This is a genomic window from Kitasatospora sp. NPDC057198 (assembly GCF_042670125.1).
In the GTDB taxonomy this organism is placed as follows: Bacteria; Actinomycetota; Actinomycetes; order Streptomycetales; family Streptomycetaceae; genus Kitasatospora.
Genome location: NZ_JBHUWH010000826.1, coordinates 1 through 1,726, shown reverse-complemented (window position 1 = coordinate 1,726; position 1,726 = coordinate 1). Strand labels below are relative to the sequence as shown.

Here is a 1,726-nt window from a genome sequence, read left to right as displayed (position 1 = left end):
GGTGGCACCGGAGGCGGCGGCCTGCGGCCGGACCCTCCTGGGGCAGGGGCCGGCCGCAGGGGGGCGGGCGCAGAAGCCGGGGCCGGGCGCCGGTCGCAGGAGCCGGGCGCCGGGGGCGGGTGCCGGGCGTGCCGTTCCGGGGCTCAGGCGGACGTACCGGCCAGCCGGGCGTAGTTGGCGCGGATCCGGGCCACCGACGCGGCCGGGGTGCCCGCCGCCAGGTCGGCCACGCTCTGCCCGGACAGCTCGCGCCGCCAGGCCAGTTCGGCCCGGCGCATCGTGGTGGAGACCCCGCACGGGCGGGCGAACTCGCGGGCGGCCGCCCCCTCCGCGCCCGCCCCCCGCTGCCGGATCTCGGCGCAGGTGAACAGCGGGTCCGGCCCCTCGACGGCGGCCACCACGTCCATCGCGGTGATCCGCTCCGGTTCCCGGGCCAGCCGCACCCCGCCGCGCGGCCCCGGGGTGGAGGCCAGCAGCCCCGCCCGGGTCAGCCGCTGCAGCACCTTGTTCAGGTACGTCGGCGACAGCTCGAACATCGCCGCCAGCCGGGCCGAGGGCACCGGTTCGGTGCCGCCCACCCACACCAGGGTCAGACAGCAGTGCAGGCCCCACTCCACGCCCTCGCTCGTCCGCATGTTCCGGATGGTAGCTATCCAGAACCCGGCCGCGCCAGCGCCCGGCGGCACGCGGTGGCCCCGGCTCAGTCCTCCAGGTGCTCGCGCACCCGCCGGGAGGGGGAGAAGACGTACAGGTCCAGGACGGCGGGCAGTTCGGCCAGGCCGGGGCCGCCCGCCCCGATCCAGGCGGTGATGTCCGCCGACGCGTCCCGGTCGTTGACCAGCCCGAGCCAGACCGGCCGGCCGCCCGCCCGCCGGCCCTCCGCGGAGGGCTGGACGACGACCACGTTGGCGTGCTCGCAGGCGTCCAGGCAGCCCACCGGGCGCACGGTGGCCACCTCGGCGAGCGCGCCGCGCAACTCGGCGAGCTGGGCGGCGTGGTCGATCCGCGGCACCTTCGGCGTGCCGCAGCAGCAGCCCCGGCAGACCGAGACGGTGCACCGGGCGGCCCCCTGCGCGGGGACGTCGGCCGCCTTCGTGCGGGTGCGACGGCTCATCGGACACTCCCGGCGTTCTCGGTCACGGTGACCGCGGTGATCACCGCGGTGACCCTACCCCGCCCCGCGGGCCCGTCGCAGCGGCAGGGCGGGCGGGGGACGGTCCGGCCGCCGCGCACGGACACATGAAGGCCCGTTCATGCATGGGTTGTACGATGGTCGGCATGGGTCACGGAGCTTCCCCCACCAACAGCGCCCTCCCGCGCACCCCGCTGGACGCCGACAGCGCCGCCCGGATCGCCACCACCCTCCAGGCCCTCGCCACCCCCTCCCGGCTGCTGATCCTCTCCCGCCTGCGCGAGGGTCCCTGCGCCGCCACCGAACTCGCCCGCGCCGTCGGGCTGGAGCAGTCCGCCTGCTCGCACCAGCTGCGCCTGCTGCGCAACCTCGGCCTGGTGGTCGGCCGCCGCAACGGCCGCTCGGTGGTCTACGAGCTGTACGACAACCACGTCGCCGCCCTCCTCGACCAGGCCGTCTACCACAGCGAACACCTGCGCCTGGGCCTGAGCGACGCCGCCCCCGACGACCTCGACGCGCCCTGACCCCGGCCCCGTGCGGGCGCCCCCGGGGAGCGGACGACGACTGCGGGCCGCCCCGCCGTCCCCTTCGAGG

Annotated in this window: 3 protein-coding genes; 1 reads left to right on the top strand and 2 read right to left on the bottom strand. The window is 77.4% G+C overall.

All coding sequences use genetic code 11. The features are described from left to right. Positions 1–143 precede the first annotated feature (143 nt). Both ACFUEL_RS39390 and ACFUEL_RS39385 read right to left on the bottom strand, forming a co-directional pair. Positions 144–635, bottom strand: coding sequence for an RrF2 family transcriptional regulator (locus ACFUEL_RS39390; protein WP_380242991.1), 492 nt, complete (start codon positions 633–635; stop codon positions 144–146). 65 nt (positions 636–700) lie between these two features. Next, positions 701–1,114 (bottom strand): (2Fe-2S) ferredoxin domain-containing protein, encoded by a 414-nt coding sequence (locus ACFUEL_RS39385; protein ID WP_380242989.1) that lies wholly within the window; start codon positions 1,112–1,114, stop codon positions 701–703. A gap of 164 nt (positions 1,115–1,278) precedes the next feature. On the opposite strand from ACFUEL_RS39385, the gene ACFUEL_RS39380 reads away from it, so the two are divergent. Next, positions 1,279–1,656, top strand: coding sequence for an ArsR/SmtB family transcription factor (locus tag ACFUEL_RS39380; RefSeq protein ID WP_380242987.1), 378 nt, complete (start codon positions 1,279–1,281; stop codon positions 1,654–1,656). Positions 1,657–1,726: the final 70 nt, after the last annotated feature.